The 15957-nt window shown below is 68.8% G+C and carries 15 protein-coding genes; 12 read left to right on the forward strand and 3 right to left on the reverse strand.

Translation table 11 applies throughout. The features are described 5' to 3' along the window. Positions 1–191: 191 nt before the first annotated feature. The 3 genes from OG504_RS32350 (at position 192) to OG504_RS32360 (ending at position 3512) form a co-directional block, all read left to right on the forward strand. Positions 192–650, forward strand: coding sequence for an acyl-CoA thioesterase (locus OG504_RS32350; protein WP_405992951.1), 459 nt, complete (start codon positions 192–194; stop codon positions 648–650). 221 nt (positions 651–871) lie between these two features. Continuing rightward, positions 872–2227 carry a nitrate/nitrite transporter gene (locus OG504_RS32355; RefSeq protein ID WP_405992952.1) on the forward strand — a complete coding sequence of 452 codons (1356 nt, stop codon included), beginning with the start codon at positions 872–874 and terminating at the stop codon, positions 2225–2227. A 124-nt stretch (positions 2228–2351) separates the two neighbouring features. After that, positions 2352–3512 (forward strand): uroporphyrinogen-III synthase, encoded by a 1161-nt coding sequence (locus tag OG504_RS32360; RefSeq protein WP_405992953.1) that lies wholly within the window; start codon positions 2352–2354, stop codon positions 3510–3512. A 6-nt stretch (positions 3513–3518) separates the two neighbouring features. Here OG504_RS32360 and OG504_RS32365 read toward each other — a convergent pair whose 3' ends face one another. Further along, the gene (locus tag OG504_RS32365; protein WP_405992954.1) at positions 3519–3914 is read right to left on the reverse strand and encodes a type II toxin-antitoxin system VapC family toxin; all 396 of its coding nucleotides are present in this window, start codon (positions 3912–3914) and stop codon (positions 3519–3521) included. After that, the gene (locus OG504_RS32370; RefSeq protein ID WP_405992955.1) at positions 3911–4150 is read right to left on the reverse strand and encodes a hypothetical protein; all 240 of its coding nucleotides are present in this window, start codon (positions 4148–4150) and stop codon (positions 3911–3913) included. Before OG504_RS32370 ends, OG504_RS32365 begins: the two co-directional genes overlap by 4 nt. A 252-nt stretch (positions 4151–4402) precedes the next feature. Here OG504_RS32370 and OG504_RS32375 point away from each other — a divergent pair, with 252 nt between their 5' ends. From OG504_RS32375 to OG504_RS32400, 6 genes are all read left to right on the forward strand, one after another. After that, the gene (locus OG504_RS32375; RefSeq protein ID WP_405992956.1) at positions 4403–4996 is read left to right on the forward strand and encodes a CGNR zinc finger domain-containing protein; all 594 of its coding nucleotides are present in this window, start codon (positions 4403–4405) and stop codon (positions 4994–4996) included. Positions 4997–5325: 329 nt separating this feature from the next. Next, positions 5326–5847: a sigma-70 family RNA polymerase sigma factor gene (locus OG504_RS32380; protein WP_019056398.1), complete on the forward strand. Its 522-nt coding sequence runs from the start codon at positions 5326–5328 to the stop codon at positions 5845–5847. Between the two features lie 38 nt (positions 5848–5885). Continuing rightward, complete coding sequence (locus OG504_RS32385) at positions 5886–6647, forward strand: anti-sigma factor family protein (RefSeq protein ID WP_405992957.1); 762 nt, start codon at positions 5886–5888, stop codon at positions 6645–6647. Positions 6648–6810: 163 nt separating this feature from the next. Continuing rightward, positions 6811–9123, forward strand: coding sequence for a HelD family protein (locus OG504_RS32390; protein ID WP_405992958.1), 2313 nt, complete (start codon positions 6811–6813; stop codon positions 9121–9123). Positions 9124–9429: 306 nt separating this feature from the next. Beyond that, positions 9430–10869, forward strand: coding sequence for an NAD-dependent malic enzyme (locus tag OG504_RS32395; RefSeq protein WP_405992959.1), 1440 nt, complete (start codon positions 9430–9432; stop codon positions 10867–10869). Positions 10870–11276: 407 nt separating this feature from the next. Then, positions 11277–11558 (forward strand): HU family DNA-binding protein, encoded by a 282-nt coding sequence (locus OG504_RS32400; protein WP_019056394.1) that lies wholly within the window; start codon positions 11277–11279, stop codon positions 11556–11558. Positions 11559–11862: 304 nt separating this feature from the next. On the opposite strand, the gene murA is transcribed toward OG504_RS32400, so the two are convergent. Beyond that, positions 11863–13209 carry a UDP-N-acetylglucosamine 1-carboxyvinyltransferase gene (gene murA, locus OG504_RS32405; RefSeq protein WP_033286008.1) on the reverse strand — a complete coding sequence of 449 codons (1347 nt, stop codon included), beginning with the start codon at positions 13207–13209 and terminating at the stop codon, positions 11863–11865. Between the two features lie 252 nt (positions 13210–13461). On the opposite strand from murA, the gene OG504_RS32410 reads away from it, so the two are divergent. The 3 genes from OG504_RS32410 to OG504_RS32420 all read left to right on the forward strand — a co-directional run bounded on the left by OG504_RS32410 (position 13462) and on the right by OG504_RS32420 (position 15954). Continuing rightward, entirely contained in the window at positions 13462–14034 is a 573-nt protein-coding gene (locus OG504_RS32410) for a YqgE/AlgH family protein (RefSeq protein WP_405992960.1), read from the forward strand. Between the two features lie 85 nt (positions 14035–14119). After that, positions 14120–14407: a DUF3039 domain-containing protein gene (locus OG504_RS32415; protein ID WP_026178118.1), complete on the forward strand. Its 288-nt coding sequence runs from the start codon at positions 14120–14122 to the stop codon at positions 14405–14407. A gap of 242 nt (positions 14408–14649) precedes the next feature. Beyond that, a complete protein-coding gene (locus tag OG504_RS32420) occupies positions 14650–15954 on the forward strand; it encodes an extracellular solute-binding protein (protein WP_405992961.1) in 1305 nt (434 codons plus the stop codon). Positions 15955–15957 lie beyond the last annotated feature (3 nt).

Here is a 15957-nt window from a genome sequence, read left to right on the forward strand (position 1 = left end):
AGCGCACGAAACAGGTCTTGGACAGGACCGGTGATCAGGCCGCACGGTGGAGTCGAACCTGATCAACGGCGAGGAACGGCACGAGGATTTTCCGCGCGCCGGGGCCGTCGAGGCGGCAGACCTGCAGGGACGTCGATGATCATTGGTGCCAGCGCCCTAAAACCCCACAAGCGATACAAAGAGGACTCCTGATGGTTGACAGGACTACACCCCTTCTCGTGTCCGAGTCGGTCGACTACGGCGTCTTGATCCCCCTGGACGTCTATTTCGACGACCTCGACCCATACGGGATGCTGCACAACAGCCGTTACACCGTGATGGTCGAACGTGCCTGGAACATGTACGCCTTGAGCCTGGGCTTCGGCGCATTCGAAGAGGCCAAGCCGACCCATTACGTCGTCAAGGCGGTGACCATCGTGTTCGACCTCCCCGTGACCGGCAAGGGGGAGATCGCCGTCCACCTCTGGACGGAGCGGGTGGGCCGCACATCGGCGACGACCGGCTTCCGCGTGTGCAGCCGTGATGGCAGCACCACGTACGCACACGGGACGCGGACCATCGTGAATCTGAGCGGGGAGACGATGCGCCCCGCCGAGTGGTCCGAGGACCACCGAGCGGGGTTCGACCGAATCCAGGGCCCTGAGGCCTGAGCCCCTGCTTTCGAGCCGGGGAGTCCTCATGAACCGCAACCGGCGCACACCTACGGCATTTTCATGCGCCGACGCGGTCACCACGACCTCACCGCGCCCACTCCCCGCCCGTGAGAGCAACGTTCCCTTCCGGTGACTCACAGCCACAGCGTGGAAACGCCCCCTGCCTACCTTCGGGATGCATCACCGCTCGTTACCCCGTAGTGCACCGTGGAGGCGTCATGACAGCCACTGGCAAGTGGATCGAGCACTGGGACCCGGAGGACGAGACCTTCTGGCGGGAGACCGGTGAGAAGGTCGCCCGGCGCAATCTCGTCTTCTCCGTACTCTCCGAGCACATCGGCTTCTCGATCTGGACCCTGTGGTCCGTGCTGGTGCTCTTCATGGGCCCGGAGTACGGGCTGACCCCGGCCGACAAGTTCCTGCTGACGTCGATGGTCACGCTGGTCGGCGCGGTCGTGCGGGTGCCGTACACCTTCGCGGTCGCCGTCTTCGGCGGGCGGAACTGGACGATCGTCTCCGCGAGCCTGCTGCTCATCCCGACCATCGCCGCGTTCGTCGTGATGAAGCCGGGCACGTCCTTCGACACCTTCCTCTGGATCGGCCTGCTGGCCGGCATAGGCGGCGGCAACTTCGCCTCCTCCATGACCAACATCAACGCCTTCTTCCCGTTGCGGAAGAAGGGGTGGGCGCTAGGGCTGAACGCCGGCGGGGGCAACATCGGCGTGCCCGTCATCCAGCTCGTCGCCCTCGCGATCATCGGCGCAAGTGGCGGGCCGCGCGTACTGCTCGGGATCTACATCCCGCTCATCCTCGTCGCCGCCGTCCTCGCCGCCCTCTTCATGGACAACCTCACCTCCGTGAAGAACGACACCGGCGCCGCCAAGGACGCCGCGCGCGACTGGCACACCTGGATCATGGCGTTCCTGTACATCGGCACGTTCGGGTCGTTCATCGGGTACGCGTTCGCGTTCGGGCAGGTGCTTCAGGTCCAGTTCGGCCGTACGCCGTTGCAGGCGGCGTATCTCACCTTCATCGGGCCGCTGCTCGGCTCGCTCATCCGGCCCGTCGGCGGGTGGCTCGCCGACCGTTACGGCGGCGCCCGGATCACCCTGTGGAACTTCGTCGCGATGGCCGCCGCGACCGCGATCCTGGTCGTCGCCAGCATGCAGAAGTCACTGCCGCTGTTCGTCACCGTGTTCATCGTCCTGTTCGTGCTCAGCGGGCTCGGCAACGGGTCGACGTACAAGATGATCCCCGGCATCTTCCAGACCAAGGCGCTCGCGAAGGGGCTCGAGGGGGATGAGGCCGCCGCTTACGGGCGGCGGCTCTCCGGTGCCTCCATGGGGCTCATCGGGGCGGTGGGCGCGCTCGGCGGGGTCGGCATCAACCTCGCCTTCCGGCAGTCGTTCCTGTCCTCCGGCTCGGGGACCGGCGCGTTCGTCGCCTTCCTCGTCTTCTACGGCCTCTGCTTCGGGGTCACTTGGGCCGTATACCTTCGTCGGCCTACCGCCCAGGCTCGGGCCAAAGCTTCCGCATCGGAGGCGAAGTCGCAGCTCAGCTATGCCGAGGTGTGACGTAACACCGGCGACATAGAGCCGAACCGAGCCTGTCACGCGCCGTTGACAGGCTCGTCCGGCATGTAGGCACCGGGTCATTCCATGTACGACTGCGGGTACGACTACGTTCGGGACGAGAGCCATGCACGAGGAACAGCAGCCAGCGGAGCGCGCGCAACACGGGCCCCTCTCGGGGTTCACCGTGGGCGTCACCGCCGCGCGCCGTGCCGACGAGCTGGGGGCACTGCTCCAGCGGCGCGGCGCGGTGGTCGTGCACGCGCCCGCGCTGCGCATCGTGCCCCTCGCCGACGACAGTGAACTGCTCGCCGCGACCAAGGAGTTGATCGACCAGGTGCCCGACACCGTGGTCGCCACGACCGCGATCGGGTTCCGGGGGTGGATCGAGGCCGCCGACGGGTGGGGACTCGGGGAGGCGCTCCTGGACCGGTTGCGGGGGGTGGAACTGCTCGCGCGCGGTCCCAAGGTCAAAGGGGCGGTGCGTGCGGCCGGGTTGACGGAGGAGTGGTCGCCGTCGTCCGAGTCCATGGCGGAGGTGCTGGACCGGTTGCTGGAGGAGGGGGTCGAGGGGCGCCGGGTCGCGATCCAGCTGCACGGCGAACCGTTGCCCGGGTTCGTGGAGTCGTTGCGGGCCGGGGGAGCGGACGTGGTCGTCGTCCCGGTGTACCGGTGGATGCCGCCCGAGGACATCGCCCCGCTGGACCGGCTCCTCGATGCCGCGGTCTCCCGCGGCCTGGACGCGCTGACGTTCACCAGCGCACCGGCCGCCGCGTCGCTCCTCTCCCGCGCCGAGTCCCGGGGCCTGCTCCCCGAACTCCTCGCCGCCCTCCACCACGACGTCCTCCCGGCCTGCGTCGGCCCCGTCACCGCGCTCCCGCTCCAGAACCACGGCATCACCACGGTCCAGCCCGAACGCTTCCGCCTCGGCCCCCTCGTCCAGCTCCTCTGCCAGGAACTCCCCGCCCGCGCCCGCACGTTGCCCGTCGCGGGCCACCGCATGGAGATCCGCGGCCACGCGGTCCTGGTCGACGGCACGCTACGACCGGTCCCACCGGCCGGCATGTCCCTCCTCCGGGCGCTGTCCCGCCGCCCGGGCTGGGTCGTCGCCCGCGCGGAACTCCTCCGCGCCCTCCCCGGCGCCGGCCGCGACGAACACGCCGTGGAAACAGCAATGGCCCGCCTCCGCACAGCACTTGGATCTCCGAAGCTGATCCAGACGGTGGTGAAACGGGGCTATCGGCTGGCGCTGGATCCGGCGGCCGACACGAAGTACGCCGACGTGTGAGGTGCCTCAGGCGATGACCTCGATCGTGCACCGCGCGGCCTTGCAGCGGCTGAGCCGCGCGTCACCGGTGATCAGGGGGCAGTCGAACGTCTCGGCCGCCGCGATGTACGCCGCGTCGTAGCCCGACACGTTCTGGCGCAGCTCCCACATGCGGGGGAGGAGGCGCTGTACGTCGACGGTTTCGACCGACAGCGCGGACAGCGCGGAAACGGCCGCGTCAGCGCGCGCCAGGGTGATCTTCTTTCCCAGGAGCCGCCCGCGAACCGCGTGAAACGTCTCGGCAACGAGGTGTTCCGGGGCCGCCCAGTGGTTGTCGCGCATGAGCCGCGCGCGGGCGGCCTTGCCCGCCGTACCGTCACCGGTCAGTGCCTCGGTGAGTGCGGAGGCGTCGACGACGATCACCAGGTTCGCTCCGTCCGGGCCGCCTCGATCTCCGCCACTGTGTCCTCCGCCGAGCTGTCGACGCCGTCCGTGCGGCTTTCGAACGTACGGAGCAGCGCGATGTTGTTCGCTCGCGCGGCCTCGTCCGTCACCAGGTGCAGAAGATACGCCTGGAGCGACTGCCCCAGCTGCTGGGCGCGGTCGGCCAGTATGTCGCGGACCTCGTCGGGCACATCCCGAATCTGCAGAGCAACCATGCATGCAGTGTGCATGCGTGCACATCGGCTGTGCAAGCCTGCACAGTGCGGCCCTGCACAGATCAACCCCTCGGGGGCAAGGCCGCCCCCGAGGGGTTACGGCCACGCGAGCGGGCAGGCACTGTAGAGAGAACGGTTCCCCGCGCCCCCACCTCTCCTCTCCCCGCTCCTCCCTCCCTCGCTGGCAGCCCACCGACTCCCGACGACCGACACAACCGACGACCGGGGTAATCCCAAGGCGGTGACAGGCACATGGCACTGGGTTCGACCATGGCCCCGTACGAGCTGCGTTTCGACGCCGGGCGGATCTGTCTGGATCTCCTCGCGACCACGCATCCCGAGGAACGGCTCGACGCGCCGGAGCCGCTCCGCGCGTGGATCGTCCGTTCCGGGCTCGTCCCCGCGGCCACCCCGCTCGCGCACGTCGATTCGGGCTGGCTCGTCAGGTTTCGTGAACTACGCGCGCAGATCGGGCAGTTGGTGCGCAGCAGGCCGTCGGCTGACACCCGGCCCTACGACCTCGCCCTCGCCCGCGTCAACGACCTCGCCCGCGCCGCGACCCCCGCACCCCGTGCCGTACGGGATGAAGAGGGCGCGCTGGTGCGGCAGTTGGACGGGGCGCCGGGGTGCGGTGCGCTGCTCGCGGTCGTTGCTCGGGACGTCGTGGAGCTGCTCACCGATCCCGTCGCGCGGGCCTCGCTCAGGGAGTGCGAAGGGGACAACTGCCCGATCGTTTATCTGGATTCGTCCCGGGGGCGGCGGAGGCGTTGGTGCTCCAGTGAGGTCTGCGGGAACCGGGAAAGAGTGGCCCGGCATCGGCGGCGTGCCGCGCTCGCCCGGGCCTGAGAATCCCATATGCGGCTTCTGTGAACTGACCGGACGTCAATTGGCGAAGTGATTTCGACAACAGTGCGTTTCACTCCGGCGCGGCCCGGGCAGCTCACGTGATCTTGCTCGTGTGGTGGAAATGTAAAGATCGTACGGTGGGAATGTGCACTCATGTCCCGCTCGTCACGTCACTTCCAAGAAAACTGTCGCCTCACGTTGAACACTCGCCCACCCGCTCGCGTACCTCTCCATGAGCGACCGACCGGGGGAACCCCCGGACACCGGAGGTGGGCGTGCGCAAGGATTCCGTCGTGGCCAATGAACACGCACCGAGGGCCCGACATCGCATGTCCCAGTCCTCGGAACCTGATGAGGAGCTGATGCGTGCCCTGTACCGAGAGCACGCCGGACCCTTGCTCGCCTATGTGTTGCGGCTCGTCGCCGGGGACCGGCAGCGTGCCGAGGACGTGGTGCAGGAGACGCTCATCCGGGCCTGGAAGAACGCCGGCCAGCTCAACCGGGCGACCGGATCGGTACGACCCTGGCTTGTGACGGTGGCACGGCGCATCGTCATCGACGGTCACCGCAGCCGGCAGGCCCGGCCGCAGGAGGTGGACCCGTCGCCGCTGGAGGTCATCCCCGCGGAGGACGAGATCGACAAGGCGTTGTGGCTGATGACACTGTCGGACGCGCTGGACGACCTGACCCCGGCCCACCGGGAGGTGCTCGTCGAGACGTACTTCAAGGGGCGTACCGTCAATGAGGCGGCCGAGACGCTTGGCATCCCCAGTGGCACGGTGCGCTCAAGGGTGTTCTACGCCCTTCGATCGATGAAGCTTGCTCTGGAGGAGCGGGGGGTGACGGCATGAGCATTTACGGGGGATACGGAACGGGTAGTCCTGGTTCCATGCAGGGATCTCAGGGCTCGAACGAACACGAGACCGTCGGCGCCTACGCCCTCGGGATTCTCGACGACGCCGAAGCAACCGCTTTCGAGGCCCATCTCGCCACCTGCGAATGGTGCGCCCAGCAGCTCGACGAGCTGGCCGGGATGGAGCCGATGCTGGCGGCGCTCGCGGATCTGCCGGGCACCGGCACCCCCGCGATCGCGGAGTCCCTGGCCGCGAAACCCAGTCCACGACTGGTGGAGCGGCTGGTCGACGACGTCGGTGAACGTCGGGCCCTGAAGCGTCGGCGCAGCTTCTACATGATCGCCGCCGCGGCGGCCCTGATCATCGCCGGACCGCTGGCCGTCATCGCGGCCAACGGTGGCAACGACTCGGGCGGCAGCAACAACGTGGCCGTGTCCACCGCCAAGACCACCTTCGACACTTTGTCCGACAAGGTCACGGCGACGGACGCGAGCACCAAGGTCACCGCGACCGTGGCGATGTCCAAGAAGGACTGGGGCACCCTCGGGGTCGTGGAGCTCAAGAACGTCAAGGGCCCGCTGAAGTGCTCCCTGATCGCCGTCGGCAAGAACGGCGAACGCGAGACGATGAGCTCCTGGTCGGTCCCGGCCTGGGGTTACGGCATCGCGAACGCCACCAAGACGGAGGCCAAGAACCCGCTCTACGCCCAGGGCGGCGCGGCCTTCACGCCGAACGAGATCGACCACTTCGAGGTCATGACCTTCGACGGCAAGAAGCTCGTGGCAGTGGACGCGTAAGCACCTGTACAACCGGCCGGTTGTGGTGTGTGGGGCCCGGAACGCGGAAGGCGCGCGTGCCGGGCCCCGCGTTTTTGTCAAGATCCACCGGGCAGGCCCCTCACTACCGAGGCCTTTTTTCGCGTACGGTTGACGGCTGCCCAGCACGTCAGAAGGGGGCCCGGTGGCCGCACAGGCTCAACAGGAGACCGCGCTCGACACGGTGTCCGACAAATCCGCCCAGGATTCGCTACGGGACCGGGAGATCAGCGTCGAACAGGCACACCTGGACCGGGTGTACCGGCGGCTCGAAGAGAAGATCCACGAGGCCGAGTTCCTCATGAACGACGCGGCCAAGCGCGGCCAGGTCGGCACGCCCGGCGCGCTCGCCGAACGGGACGCACAGGTGTTCCGCGCCGGTATCCACCTCAACCGGCTCAACAACGAGTTCGAGGACTTCCTCTTCGGCAGGATCGACCTCCTGCTCGGCAAGGATGGCAAGAAGGGGCCCGACGGCGCCTACACCGCCGTAGAACCGGCTGAAGGCGCTGTCCGGGACGACAGCACCGCCGACATCGCCGAGACCCTGCACATCGGGCGGATCGGGGTCCTGGACTCCGAGTACGCGCCGCTGGTCATCGACTGGCGGGCGCCCGCCGCCGCGCCCTTCTACCGGTCGACGCCGGTCGATCCGGGGCGGGTTGTGCGCAGGCGCGTCATCCGGTCCAAGGGGCGGCGGGTCCTCGGGGTCGAGGACGACCTGATGCGGCCCGAGTTGAGCGCTTTCCTCGACGGCGAGCAACTGGCCGTCATCGGCGACGGCGCCCTGATGGCCGCGCTCGGCCAGGCCCGCAGCCACACCATGCGCGACATCGTGGCGTCGATCCAGGCCGAGCAGGACCTGGTGATCCGCGCCCCCGCCGCCTCGGTGACGTACGTCGAGGGCGGCCCGGGGACCGGCAAGACGGCCGTCGCCCTGCACCGCGCCGCCTACCTGCTCTACCAGGACCGGCGCCGCTACGCGGGCGGTATCCTCATCGTCTCGCCGACCCCGCTGCTGGTCGCGTACACCGAGGGCGTCCTGCCGTCCCTCGGCGAGGAGGGCCAGGTCGCGATCCGGGCGATCGGCTCGCTCGTCGACGGCGCCGAGGCCACCCTGTACGACTCCCCGGCCGTGGCCCGCGCGAAGGGCTCGTACCGCATGCTGCGTGTGCTGCGGAAGGCCGCGCGCGGCGCCCTGGAGCTGAACGATTCGCCGACCCGGCTCAGAGTGGTGGCGTTCGGCCGCCGGCTCGAACTGGAGGCCGCCGACCTGGAGCGCGTCCGGCAGAGCGCGCTCAGCGGTACGGCCCCGGTCAACATGCTGCGGCCGCGCGCCCGCAAGCTGCTCCTGGACGCCCTGTGGGAGCGCTCCGGTTCGGCAGGACGGCACACCGACCCCGAACTCGCCGCCGAACTGCGCTCGTCCTTCGACGAGGACATCGCGAGCGAGGACGACTTCATCGCGTTCCTCGACGCCTGGTGGCCCGAACTCACCCCGCGCTCCGTCCTGGAGTCCATGTCCGACGAGCGCAAGCTCGGCCGCTGGGCCCGGCGCATCCTCAACCCCGGCGAGGTCCGCCGGGTCGCCCGCGCCCTCAAGCGGGACGGCCTCTCCGTCCACGACGTGGCGATCCTCGACGAACTCCAGGCGATCCTCGGCACCCCGGCCCGCCCCCGCAGGCGGCGCGACCTGGACCCGCTGGACCAGCTCACCGGTCTGGAGGAGCTGATGCCCGTACGCGAGGAGTCGCAGCGCGAACGGGCCGAGCGGCTCGCCCAGGAGCGCACCGAGTACGCGCACGTCATCGTCGACGAGGCCCAGGACCTCACCCCGATGCAGTGGCGCATGGTCGGCCGCCGCGGCCGGCACGCCACCTGGACGGTCGTAGGAGATCCGGCCCAGTCCTCCTGGTCCGACCCCGACGAGGCCGCCGAGGCCCGCGACGAGGCCCTCGGCTCCCGCCCCCGCCGCCGCTTCACCCTCACGGTCAACTACCGCAACCCCGCCGAGATCGCGGAGCTGGCGGCGAAGGTCCTGGCCCTGGCGATGCCCGGCTCCGAGTCCCCGTCGGCGGTCCGTTCGACGGGCGTCAAGCCACACTTCGCCGTCGTACGGAACTCGCTCTCCGAGTCCGTCCGCGCGGAGGCCGCCAGCCTGCTCGACCGGGTCGACGGCACGGTCGGCGTGGTCGTCGCCATGAACCGCCGCGAGGAGGCCCGCCGTTGGCTCACCGGCCTCGGGGACCGCGTGGTGGCGCTGGGCAGCCTGGAGGCCAAGGGCCTGGAGTACGACGCGACCGTCGTCGTCTCGCCCGCGGAGATCGCCGACGAGTCGCCCGCCGGACTGCGGGTCCTCTACGTCGCCCTCACCCGCGCGACCCAGCAGCTGACGGTCGTCTCGGCCGAGCGGGACGAGCCGGACGCGAACGGGGTGCCGGACCTTCTCAGGGACTAATACGGTGAACCTTCGGGATGGGAATGGTCTTACGGGATCTGTTTGTTAGCCTGGACGTGACACCGGCCCGATCCAAGCCCCCGGGCCCAACCTTCGTCGCTCAGAGCGACCACTTGCCGCGAGGCGAGCATGGCGGGTCGGTGTCATTGCTTGTCAGAGAGGTCCCCGTCACGGGAAAAGTGACGGGGGCCTCTTTTTCTTGCGAACAAAACGTTCGCAATCGGGGGTGGCTAACGCCTACCGGGCAGTAGGTGCGACCATCGGAACGCGTACTCAGCTCAACGGTGAAAGCAGAGGAAGTCGGCCATGGCTACGGCGCCCAGCGTCTCCTACTCGATCACGGTCCGTCTGGAGGTGCCCGCCAGCGGAACGGCGGTATCCCAGATCACCACGGCCGTGGAGTCCCACGGAGGCTCGGTGACCGGCCTCGACGTGACCGCCTCCGGTCACGAGAAGCTCCGGATCGACGTCACCATCGCGGCGTCCTCGACGGCCCACGCCGACGAGATCGTCCAGCAGCTGCGCGGCATCGAGGGCGTCACCCTGGGCAAGGTCTCGGACCGTACGTTCCTCATGCACCTCGGCGGCAAGATCGAGATGCAGTCCAAGCACCCGATCCGCAACCGTGACGACCTCTCCATGATCTACACCCCGGGTGTCGCCCGCGTGTGCATGGCGATCGCGGAGAACCCCGAGGACGCGCGCCGCCTCACCATCAAGCGCAACTCCGTCGCGGTCGTCACCGACGGCTCCGCCGTCCTCGGCCTCGGCAACATCGGCCCCAAGGCCGCTCTGCCGGTCATGGAGGGCAAGGCGGCCCTGTTCAAGCGGTTCGCCGGCATCGACGCCTGGCCGCTGTGCCTGGACACCCAGGACACCGACGAGATCGTCGCGATCGTCAAGGCGATCGCCCCGGGCTTCGCGGGCATCAACCTGGAGGACATCTCCGCGCCGCGCTGCTTCGAGATCGAGGCCCGGCTGCGCGAGGCCCTCGACATCCCCGTCTTCCACGACGACCAGCACGGCACCGCGATCGTCGTCCTCGCCGCGCTGACGAACGCGCTGCGGGTCGCCGGCAAGGGCATCGGTGACATCCGGGTCGTCATGTCCGGCGCGGGCGCGGCCGGTACGGCCATCCTCAAGCTGCTGATCGCCGCCGGCGTCAAGAACGCGGTCGTCGCCGACATCCACGGTGTCGTGCACGCCGGCCGCGAGGACCTGGTCGACGCCAAGCCCGACTCGCCGCTGCGCTGGATCGCCGACAACACCAACCCCGACGGCCTCACCGGCACCCTCAAGGAGGCCGTGCGCGGCGCCGACGTCTTCGTCGGTGTCTCCGCCCCGAACGTCCTCGACGGCGACGACGTGGCCGCGATGGCCGAGGGCGCGATCGTGTTCGCGCTCGCGAACCCCGACCCCGAGGTCGACCCGACGATCGCCCGTCAGACGGCGGCCGTTGTGGCCACGGGCCGCTCGGACTTCCCGAACCAGATCAACAACGTGCTGGTCTTCCCGGGTGTCTTCCGCGGACTGCTGGACGCTCAGTCCCGCACCGTCAACACGGAGATGATGCTCGCCGCGGCGACCGCACTCGCGAACGTGGTGACCGAGGACGAGCTGAACGCGAACTACATCATCCCCAGCGTCTTCAACGACAAGGTCGCCGGCGCGGTCGCGGGCGCGGTGCGGGAAGCGGCGAAGGCGGCGGGGGTCGCGGCGGCCTCGGCGGCGCCCTCCGCGTCGTAGAACCCCTCGAACGGCGGGTGTGGGGCGGTTGTGAGGATCGCCACGGCCGACCGCGCACCGGCGCGTCGCGGAACCCGGGGCCTTCGGCGGCCGTTTATCGTGGCGGCCAGGTTTCGGGCCTTCCAGGCCCGGCCCTCGCTGCCAGGAGCCGACGGAGCGTCACCACGCAGAGGACGTGGCGCTCTTCGTGTGACTCCCAAGGGTGTTCTCGCGACTCCTACGGGTGCCGGATTGGCTTTCCCGCCGCAGGTAGGGGCAGGATGCGTCTTCGGGCGCGAGGGTCTGGACGACGGACCCGGGTCCGGGGACTCACCGAGGACCCTGGCAGCATCGGCTTCACCGTGCCCGATATGCGGCTCCGCCGCGTGGCACGCCTCAAACGGCAAGAAGAACACGGGAGTAACAACATGAACCGCAGTGAGCTGGTGGCCGCGCTGGCCGACCGTGCCGAGGTGACTCGCAAGGACGCCGACGCCGTTCTGGCCGCGTTCGCCGAGACCGTCGGCGAGATCGTCTCCAAGGGTGACGAGAAGGTCACCATCCCCGGCTTCCTGACCTTCGAGCGCACCCACCGTGCCGCTCGCACCGCGCGCAACCCGCAGACCGGCGACCCGATCAACATCCCCGCCGGTTACAGCGTCAAGGTGTCCGCGGGCAGCAAGCTCAAGGAAGCCGCCAAGGGTAAGTAGTCCTTCGCGTACGCGACGGGATTGCGTACGAGGCTCAAGTAACGCGAATGGGGCGGCCACCCGGTCAGGGTGGCCGCCCCATCGTCGTAGGAGCGCTTCTTCCTTACGGCTATCCCAGCGCCTTGCCCGGCAGCTCCACCTTCGCGCCCAGCTCCACGAGCTTCTCCATGCTGTGCTTGCCCGGGGGATAACCCCCGGACCCCCAGCAGAGACCCAGCGCGGCCCTGGGGCCGAGCGGCCGGGCGGCTGTCAGTCAAAGGGGCCTTCACCCGGGAGTTCGGCCCTCACGCCCAGCGGGTGGCGGTCAGCCGAGCGCCTTGCCCGGCAGCTCCACCTTCGCGCCCAGCTCCACGAGCTTCTCCATGAAGTTCTCGTAGCCGCGGTTGATGAGGTCGATGCCGTGGACGCGGGACGTGCCCTGGGCCGCCAGGGCGGCGATGAGGTACGAGAAGCCGCCGCGGAGGTCGGGGATGACCAGGTCGGCGCCCTGGAGGCGGGTCGGGCCCGAGACGACCGCCGAGTGCAGGAAGTTGCGCTGGCCGAAGCGGCAGTGGGAGCCGCCGAGGCACTCGCGGTAGAGCTGGATGTGCGCGCCCATCTGGTTGAGCGCGGAGGTGAAGCCGAGCCGGGACTCGTAGACCGTCTCGTGCACGATGGAGAGGCCCGTCGCCTGCGTGAGGGCGACGACCAACGGCTGCTGCCAGTCCGTCTGGAAGCCGGGGTGCACGTCCGTCTCGAGCGCGATGGACTTCAACTGGCCGCCGGGGTGCCAGAAGCGGATGCCCTCGTCGTCGATCGCGAAGGCACCGCCCACCTTCCGGTAGGTGTTGAGGAACGTCATCATCGAGCGCTGCTGCGCGCCCTTGACGTAGATGTTGCCCTCGGTCGCCAGCGCCGCCGACGCCCAGGACGCGGCCTCCAGACGGTCCGGCAGGGCCGCGTGGGTGTAGCCGCCGAGCGAGTCCACACCGGTGATGCGGATCGTGCGGTCGGTGTCCATGGCGATGATCGCGCCCATCTTCTGCAGTACGCAGATGAGGTCCTCGATCTCCGGTTCCACGGCCGCGTTGGCGAGTTCGGTGACGCCCTCCGCCAACACCGCCGTCAGCAGCACCTGTTCGGTCGCGCCGACGGACGGGTACGGCAGCTGGATCTTCGTGCCGCGCAGCCGCTGCGGGGCCTCCAGGTACTGGCCGTCCGCCCGCTTCTCGATCTTCGCGCCGAACTGCCGCAGCACCTCGAAGTGGAAGTCGATCGGCCGGCCGCCGATGTCGCAGCCGCCGAGCCCCGGGATGAACGCGTGCCCGAGCCGGTGCAGCAGCGGACCGCAGAACAGGATCGGGATGCGCGACGAGCCCGCGTGGGCATCGATGTCGGCGACGTTGGCGCTCTCGACGTGCGACGGATCGAGCACCAGCTCGCCCGGCTCCTCACCCGGACGGACCGTCACCCCGTGCAGTTGCAGGAGTCCGCGTACGACACGAACGTCACGGATGTCCGGAACGTTGCGCAGTCGACTTGGCTCACTGCCCAGCAGGGCGGCGACCATGGCCTTGGGTACGAGGTTCTTCGCACCACGGACACGGATCTCGCCCTCGAGCGGGGTTCCGCCGTGGACAAGCAGTACGTCGTCTGAGCCGTTGACGGTCATGAATCTCGCGTTCCGTGGAGTTGGGCAGGGGCCGAAGAGACAGAGTAATCGCCGCCCACCCCCCTCCTGTAAGCCCAAGGAGTACCCAGCTACGTCATAGCTGTGTCACAACACGAACCGTTCCCAATCGGGCACATGGGGTCACGGGGCGGGGGTGTGCGCGTAGGACGCTTCGGTGCGCCCTGAGCTGCATGCACTCTGGTACCCGCATTGCCTCCCCCATCACGGGGAAGATGCGGGATCATGTCAGGCATGACCGAGGTGTCCTCGCTCACAGGGCGGTTGCTCGTGGCAACACCCGCCCTGGCGGACCCGAACTTCGACCGCGCGGTGGTGCTCCTCCTCGACCACGACGAGGAGGGCTCCCTCGGTGTCGTCCTCAACCGCCCGACTCCCGTGGACGTCGGCGACATCCTGGAGGGCTGGGCGGATCTCGCCGGTGAGCCGGGCGTCGTCTTCCAGGGCGGCCCGGTCCAGCTGGACTCGGCCCTCGGCGTCGCCGTCATCCCGGGCGGCGCGGCCGGCGAGCGCGCCCCGCTCGGCTGGCGGCGCGTGCACGGCGCGATCGGACTCGTCGACCTGGAGGCACCGCCGGAGCTGCTCGCCTCGGCGCTCGGCTCGCTGCGGATCTTCGCCGGGTACGCCGGCTGGGGCCCCGGGCAGTTGGAGGCCGAACTGGTGGAGGGCGCCTGGTACGTCGTCGAGTCGGAGCCCGGTGACGTGTCCTCGCCGTCCCCGGAGAGACTCTGGCGCGAGGTGCTGCGCCGCCAGCGCAGCGAGCTGGCGATGGTGGCGACGTATCCCGACGACCCTTCCCTGAACTGATCTCCGAACTGATCCCTGGACTGATCCCCGAACGGAACGCCCCTTCGCGGAACTGATGCCGGTGGGCTTCAGTACCCTTGGCACTATGAGCACTCTTGAGCCCGAGCGCGGGACTGGTACGGGGACCCTCGTAGAGCCGACGCCCCAGGTGTCGCACGGCGACGGGGACCATGAGCGCTTCGCCCATTACGTCCAGAAGGACAAGATCATGGCGAGCGCCCTCGACGGCACTCCCGTGGTGGCGTTGTGCGGCAAGGTCTGGGTGCCGGGCCGCGACCCGAAGAAGTACCCGGTGTGTCCCATGTGCAAGGAGATCTACGAGTCCATGGGCTCGGGCGGGGACGGCGACAAGGGCAAGGGCGGCGACAAGTAGCCGCTCTGCCGGTCCGACTTTCTGAGGCTCTCGGTTTCTGAGGCCCTCGGGGTGCGCTTAGGCGCGCCCCGAGGGCCTTTTGCATGTTTCGACGACTTTTCGGCGGGCTTTCGCGTGTCACGAAGTGGTTGAGACCTCTTGTGGCCGCGTTCATCTACTCCTTAATCTCCGTGGTGTTGTGCAGAGCGAAACGCCCATTGCATATGTTGCAACGCACGCCCGGAATCCCGGAGGAACGCTCCATGAAGCTCGCCCCCCGATTCGCCGTACTCCTGGCGGCCGCCGCTGTCGTCGCCGGCTGCGCGCCCCAGACCTCCGACAACTCGTCCTCCGACAAGGACGACCAGAGCGGCACCCTGCGGGTGTGGCTCTTCCAGGAGGTCGGCAACGACCCGAAGGCCAAGGTCGTCGACTCTGTGGTCGCCGCCTTCGAGAAGGCCCACAAGGGCACCAAGGTCGACGTCGAGTACATCCCGATCGACACCCGCGCCCAGCGCGTGAAGGCCGCCTTCAACGACCCGAAGTCCGCGCCGGACGTCATGGAGTACGGCAACACCGACACGGCCGGCTACGTCCACGACGGCGGACTCCTCGACGTCACCAAGGACTTCGGCGCCTGGAGCGAGGCCAAGGACACCGACCCGACCGCGAAGCAGTCCGTCACGGTCGACGGCAAGATGTACGGCTCCCCGTTCTACGTCGGCGTCCGCGCCCTGTACTACCGCACCGACGTCTTCAAGGACCTGGGCCTCCAACCCCCCAAGTCCATGGCCGAGTTGGCCGCCACCGCCCGGAAGATCCACAAGGCGAAGTCCGACCTCTACGGCCTTGTCGTCGGTGGCGCGTACACGTACGGCGCGATGCCGTTCGTGTGGGCCAACGGTGGTGAACTCGCCACGGCCAAGGGGGGTTCGGGGGGTTCGTACACCTCCGCGATCGACAGTGCGGCCGCCCAGAAGGGCATCAAGGCGTACACCTCGCTGTTCACCAGCGACAACTGTCCCGCCGCCAAGTGCGCGGTGATGGGCGGCAACGACACGATCACCGCGTTCGCGGCGGGCAAGGCCGGGATGGCGATCGGGGGCGACTTCAGCCACACGGCTGTCGAAGCGGGCAAGGTCAAGGGCAAGTACGCGGTGGTTCCTCTTCCGGGTGTCGCGTCCGGGTCTGTCGCTCCCGCCTTCGCCGGGGGCAACAACATCGGTGTCCTGAAGAGCACTTCGCACCGCACGCTCGCCGTGGACCTGATGGAGCAGCTCACCTCGAAGGCGACGCAGGCGTCCATGTTCGACGCGATGGGGTTCCTGCCTACGTTCACCGATGTGCGGGATGCGGCTGCGGCGAAGGTGCCGTTCGAGAAGCCGTTCGTTCAGACCCTGGCTGCCGGCACGAAGTTCGTTCCCGCGTCGCCCGGTTGGTCGGAGATCGACTCTTCGCTGGTGCTGCCGACGATGCTGCAGGAGGTCATCAGCGGGAAGAAGGACGTGGCCGCGGCTTCCAAGGACGCGGCTAAGAAGATGAACGCGGCGTTTAGCTCTGCGGGTTGATCC

The sequence above is a fragment of the Streptomyces sp. NBC_00986 genome, from assembly GCF_045162565.1.
In the GTDB taxonomy this organism is placed as follows: Bacteria; Actinomycetota; Actinomycetes; order Streptomycetales; family Streptomycetaceae; genus Streptomyces.